Source organism: Streptomyces sp. NPDC057474, from assembly GCF_042802555.1.
Taxonomy (GTDB): domain Bacteria; phylum Actinomycetota; class Actinomycetes; order Streptomycetales; family Streptomycetaceae; genus Streptomyces.
In genome coordinates this window covers 1-5,380 of record NZ_JBHVDX010000384.1, presented here as the reverse complement: position 1 = coordinate 5,380, position 5,380 = coordinate 1, and the positions used below count along the sequence as shown (strand labels likewise).

At 71.6% G+C, this 5,380-nt stretch carries 4 protein-coding genes and 2 pseudogenes; 1 reads left to right on the top strand and 5 read right to left on the bottom strand.

Translation table 11 applies throughout. From position 1 onward, the window contains the following. Window positions 1–132 precede the first annotated feature (132 nt). A complete protein-coding gene (locus ACFU53_RS46340; protein WP_384006246.1) occupies window positions 133–1,317 on the bottom strand; it encodes a winged helix DNA-binding domain-containing protein in 1,185 nt (394 codons plus the stop codon). 396 nt (window positions 1,318–1,713) lie between these two features. Beyond that, window positions 1,714–2,586: pseudogene (locus tag ACFU53_RS46335) on the bottom strand (phosphotransferase family protein). Window positions 2,587–2,823: 237 nt separating this feature from the next. On the opposite strand from ACFU53_RS46335, the gene ACFU53_RS46330 reads away from it, so the two are divergent. Beyond that, window positions 2,824–3,117 (top strand): hypothetical protein, encoded by a 294-nt coding sequence (locus ACFU53_RS46330; RefSeq protein ID WP_384006244.1) that lies wholly within the window; start codon window positions 2,824–2,826, stop codon window positions 3,115–3,117. A 55-nt stretch (window positions 3,118–3,172) separates the two neighbouring features. On the opposite strand, the gene ACFU53_RS46325 is transcribed toward ACFU53_RS46330, so the two are convergent. The 3 genes and pseudogenes from ACFU53_RS46325 to ACFU53_RS46315 all read right to left on the bottom strand — a co-directional run bounded on the left by ACFU53_RS46325 (window position 3,173) and on the right by ACFU53_RS46315 (window position 5,231). Then, window positions 3,173–3,790 (bottom strand): hypothetical protein, encoded by a 618-nt coding sequence (locus ACFU53_RS46325; protein ID WP_384006242.1) that lies wholly within the window; start codon window positions 3,788–3,790, stop codon window positions 3,173–3,175. Window positions 3,791–3,970: 180 nt separating this feature from the next. Further along, window positions 3,971–4,873, bottom strand: a pseudogene (gene htpX / locus ACFU53_RS46320) (zinc metalloprotease HtpX); the annotation flags it as partial. 100 nt (window positions 4,874–4,973) lie between these two features. Then, complete coding sequence (locus ACFU53_RS46315) at window positions 4,974–5,231, bottom strand: hypothetical protein (RefSeq protein WP_384006240.1); 258 nt, start codon at window positions 5,229–5,231, stop codon at window positions 4,974–4,976. Window positions 5,232–5,380 lie beyond the last annotated feature (149 nt).

Sequence of the window (5,380 nt, the reverse complement as noted above, 5' to 3'; positions counted from 1 at the left end):
AAGCAGGGGCTGCGCCCCGTGCTTCCCAGGCCCGCAGGGGCCTGGTCTTTTAGGGGCGCGGGGAACTGCGCGACCAGCCCCCACGCACCCGCGGTCGCCACACCACCGATTCCCCCGAGCTCTTCCGCGAATTCACGCCAACTCCTTCTCCAACGGCGTCCGGAACCGCGGCGTGACCCTGGTCGCCCCCACCCACCCCCGCAACCGCGCAGCCTCCACCCGGATCGCCTCCTTCCCCTCCCGCCCCACCCCCTCCGCATCCAGCACCCGCCAGATGATCTCCCCGTCGCCCGACCGCTGGGCCCAGCCGCCCACCACCCGGCCGTTCCACCACACCGTCGGGCCGACGTTGCCGCTGTAGTCGAAGAGGGCGGGCCGGAGTTCGGGGGCGAGGTACCAGTCGCGTTGCTGCCAGCCCATGGCCGTCGGATCGAGGGCGGGGAGGAGGGCGGCCCAGGGCCCGGCGGGGTCGGGGACCGGCGCCTCGTCGTCGGCGGTCACGTACCCCGTGCCCTCGTCCAGCGTCACGGCCCGCGCCCCGATCGCCGCCAGCGCCCGGCGGACCTCCGTGACACGCCACCCCGTCCACCACTTCAGGTCCGCCTCGGTCGCCGGGCCGCAGGCCGCCAGCCACCGGCCCAGCAAAGACGCCTGGGCCTCGGCCACGTCCAGCTCGGGGTGCGCGGGAGCCACGGCCCAGCGGAACTGGCTCGACGTCCAGGAGCCGAGCGGCCGTCCCCGTACGACTCGGCCCTCCACCCCCAGCACCTTCAGCAGCCGCGTAGAGACGGTGTGCATCCCCTCGTAGCTCTTCCCGGCGGCATACACGAACTGCTGCCGCAACCTCGGTTCGTCCTCGGCGAGTTCGGCCGCGGTCGCCTGGCCGCGCCGGGACAGCGCGGCCAGCGCCGACTCCTCGACCTCTTTCAACCAGGCCGCGTCCGGGGCTCCGGCCACCGCCATGTTCTTCAGCAGCGTGGCCCGCTCCCTCGCGGCGACCGTGATGCCGGTCGAGGCGTGCACCACGGCCGTCAGGTCCGTGGGGAACACGAACACGGTGTGCCGCATGCCGTGCATCCGGACGAGCGTCCGGTCCGCGTACAGCGCCCGCTCGGTCTCGGCCACCGTCCGCACCGGATCGGCGAGCCGCGCGCCCACCGCGAGATGCACCGTCGCGGGATCCGAGCCGTGCAGCGCGACCAGCGAATCGGCCACCTCCTCCGGGCCCGCCGCCCGCACCGATCCGGCCAACCGCTGCCGCAGCCCCAGCCGCGCCCGCCGCTCGGCCACCCCGACATACCGCCGCCCGTCACCCATACTCGCCGCCTCCACCCGTACGCCGCGTTCGTTCCCGTAGCCCCGTAGCCCCGTAGCCCGGAAACCCCCGAGCCCCCGATGCCTCTGAGCCATCGAAGTCATCGAAGCCCCCGGGCCCTGAAGCTCTGCCGTGCCCTGAGCCGATCACGTCCTCTGAAGCCCCGAATACCGTCGAAGGCCCAGATTCCTCGATGCCGTCGAAGGTGCAGACTCCTCGACCGCATCCTTCCGGACGCCACTGACAATCGGGCGGCACCGTGGCTCGGCCACCGGTCAGCCGCCGATCAGCTCCCGACCGCTCCCGCTGCCGATCAGTCCCCGACAGGTCCCCCCCGCCGATCAATCCCCGGCCGGTCCCGCCCTCGATCCGCCCCAGCCCCGCCCGACCCCGCCCCGCTACGCGTACCGCTCCAACACCCCGCCCACATACGCCTCCAGCCGCGTCCCCAGCACTTCCGGCGTCAGATCGGTCCGCCCCAGCTCCCGCCAGGGCACCGCGACCTTCTCCGCGTCGGGCGCGTAGGCGAGCGCGTCCAGCAGACGCCAGTACAAGTGGTCCTGGTCCTGGACCAGTTGAAGCCCACCTCGAGCCTCGTACCGCTCCGGAACCCGAACCCGTACTCGGCCCCGTACGGCAGCGCCAACGCGGTCGAGCAGTGGGACACATCGAGATCCGCCGGCCCCCACGAGGTCTCCACCCAGTCCACGACCCCGCCGATCCGCAGCCCACCGTCCGCGCCCGTGCCTGTGAACAGAACGTTCCCCGGATGGAAGTCCCGGTGCAGGAAGCATGGGCGTGGTGACCCGCTCGGGCGAGGTCCAGGCCTGGTACGTACGAGGCCGTTCCTCCGGTACGACCGCGTGGATCCGGGCGAGCTGCCCGGCGAGCAGGTCGAGCCGCGCCTCCAGGCCGGCGTCCTCCTCGACCCGCACGGACCCTGGCAGCAGGGACATCAACAGAGAGGGATGGTCGGTGAGTTCGACGGTCGGGTCGATGGCGTGCAGACAGGGCGTAGGGATGTCGTCGTACGACGCGAGCAGGGTGAGTATCGCGGCCCCACGGTTCAACAGCCCGGGAGCGTGCAGCCGGAAGAACGGTTTCACGAACGACCGCTGGACGAGCCCCGTCCCGTCGTCGAGCGTCAGCCGACGCATCCGCGAGGTCCAACCGCCGTGCAGACCCGCCCGGTTCCGCAGGCGGCGGCCCGCCGGGAGCTGCTTGTCCACCCGGGTACGGGTCGCCGCCCAATCCTGATCCTCGAATCCCATGGGGCCGGCATCCCCGATAAATGGGATGCCCCCGCACCCGTCACACGAGCATCCTGGATACGCGCAGCGGAGTCCTCGGACACCGGGCCCGCGCAGGACAGGCATCACTTTCCGGCCCCGGGGCTACTCTTCTACGCATCGACGGACGGCCGCCCCCACCCCCGGCGCCCCGTCGGACACGCACGCATCAGTTCCACGCACAGTCCTCACTCACGCCACGCCCCAAGGAGGCCCGTCATGGGCACCTTGATCCTTTCGGCGACCGCGGTACTGGTCGTCATGGGTTTCTCCAACCAAGTCCTCTGGCTCGCCGCAGTCGCCTTGCTCTACCTGTACGTCCGCCACGGCCGCACGGGGGGAGGCTCGTCGGCGGCGTCCTCGTCCGGACCCCCGGCGAGCGGCGGCCCGGCACCCGCCTCCTACCGCGCGTACCGCGATCGCCGTGACCAGCAGGCGAAGTGGGAACGCCGCTACCGCCGCGAACGGCCTTCCGAGACCCGTCGGCAGGAGCGCGGCGGGAGGGGCAAGTAGCGAAGGAGTCCACCGCCGGAGCGACGAGCAAGCAGGCAGGGCGTCCCGGGGCAGGTCACAGCCCCGGGGCACCCCAGATCGGGAACCACCGGCTCAGCTCGGGCTCGATCCGCAGCTCGTCCCCGAGCACGGCCCGGACCCGCAGTTCCAGCGCGTTGTCCCTACGCCGCCCCGCACCCGGCGTGGGCGCGAACGGATAGAAGGTCCCCCGCTTGTAGAGATAGACGAGCCCGAGCCGGGCACCGCCGCCCTCTCCCTCCCCCTCCCCCTCTCCCTCGCCCTCTCCTCGGAACCCGACCACCGAGCACAGCAGCTGCGGCCCGAACCCGTCGCCCTCCAATGCGCTGTTGACCGCGTGCAGATCGCTCACCAGTGCGGGCAGGTCCCGTGGATCCCGCCGGGAGACCAGCCACGAGTAGCCGTACTCGTCCCGCTCGATCCCGACGGGCGGCCCGGTCCGCCCCGCGTCCGCGTCGAGCAGGGCCCGCACCTCCCGTCGTACGCCGTCGAAGGCCGCGCCCTCGACGGTCGCGAAGCACACCGCTCCCGTGCCGGTCGGGGTGAGGGAGACCGCCGCCTCCAGCGTGACGGCGGCCGAGGGGAGGGCGAAGAGCCGGTCGAGGTCGGCTGCTACCGGCTTCGTACGGCCGAGGATGATGTCCAGAAGCCCCATGCCGGTTCAGCCCCCCTTCCCGGATCCCTCAGACCCCCCGGATCCCTCAGACCCCCCGAATCCCCCGGAACCCCGGGATCCCTCAGACCCCCCGAATCCCCCGGAACCCCGGGATCCCCCGGAACCCCGGGATCCCCCGAATCTCCCGGAACCCCCGGAACCCCCGAATCCCCCGGATTCCGGCGCGGAAGCCGCGTCCAACTCCGCCGAGATGCGGGCCAGTTGGTCGAGCCGCTGCTCCAGCGGGGGATGGGTGGCGAAGAAGCGGGCCAGATGCGGTCGGCCGCCGAGCGCGGGGGCGAAGTAGAAGGCGTTGAAGGCCTGCGAGGTGCGCAGGTCCCGGGTCGGGATCCGTGCGATGTCCCCGGTGACCTTGGTGAGGGCGGAGGCGAGCGCCGAGGGTCGCCCGGTGAGGAGGGCGCCCGTCCTGTCGGCGGCCAGCTCGCGGTACCGGGACAGCACCCGGATCAGCAGGAAACTCAGGACGTACACGGCGGCGGAGACGCCCATGATCACACTGAACACGACGGCGGTGTTCTGGTCCCGCCGCCCGCCGAACATGTGTGAGTAGAAGGCGAACCGTACGACGAGTCCGGCGATCACCCCGAGGAACGAGGCGATCGTCATGACGGCGACATCGCGGTGCGCCACATGGGACAGCTCGTGCGCGAGCACACCCTCCAGCTCGTCCGGTTCCAGCCGCCCGAGCAGCCCGGTCGTCACGCACACCACCGCGTGATCGGCGTTCCGCCCGGTCGCGAACGCGTTCGGCATCTCCATGTCCGCCACCGCGACCCGCGGCTTCGGCACGTCCGAGACCGCGCACAGCCGGTCCACGACCCCGTGCAGCAGCGGATACTCCTCCCGCTCCACGATCCGCCCGCGCATCGCGTACAGGGCGACCCGGTCGGAGAACCAGTACTGCGCGCCCAGCAGCCCCGCCGCTAGCACCACGACCAGCACCCAGGACTTCAGCAGCGCGATCAGCACGGCCACGAACACCACGTACAACAACCCGAGCAGAAACAGCGTGACCGTCATGCGCACGGCCAGCCGAGGATCACTCCGGAACCGCTCAGACATCCGAACCACCCCGCACTCAGGCAGTCACCCGTCCCGCCTTCCATTGTGCGCCGGGCATCCCCATGAAGCGGTCGCGATCGGCCTCAAGCAGGGCAAAGGGTCAGTACGACGACCGATAGTTGATGTACCCGATCAGCGCGATCAGCCCCGCCACGCAGCCGAAGACGATCACCGTCGACACCCATGACGACCGGCGCGGTCCGGCCGGGCCGGGGTCGGCGCGGAAGGGCTGGGGTGTGGGTGGGTTCTCCTTCCAGCGCGCGGCCAGCATCCGGGCGCGCGCGGAGGGCTCCTTGTGCTCGGCGTTGTCCGCCCACTTGATGTCGAACTCGCGCTCGTCGTCGTCCTGTCCGGGCATCCCCGTGTCTCCCCGTCATCTCTCGAACAGTCGTGCCAGAACCATACGACGGCGCCCCCGTCCCGAGAAGCGGGGCCGGGGGCGCCGTCGAACGGCCCAGGGGCCGATCAGGACCTCACGCGTGGAGCGCGGGCGCGAGCACACGTCGC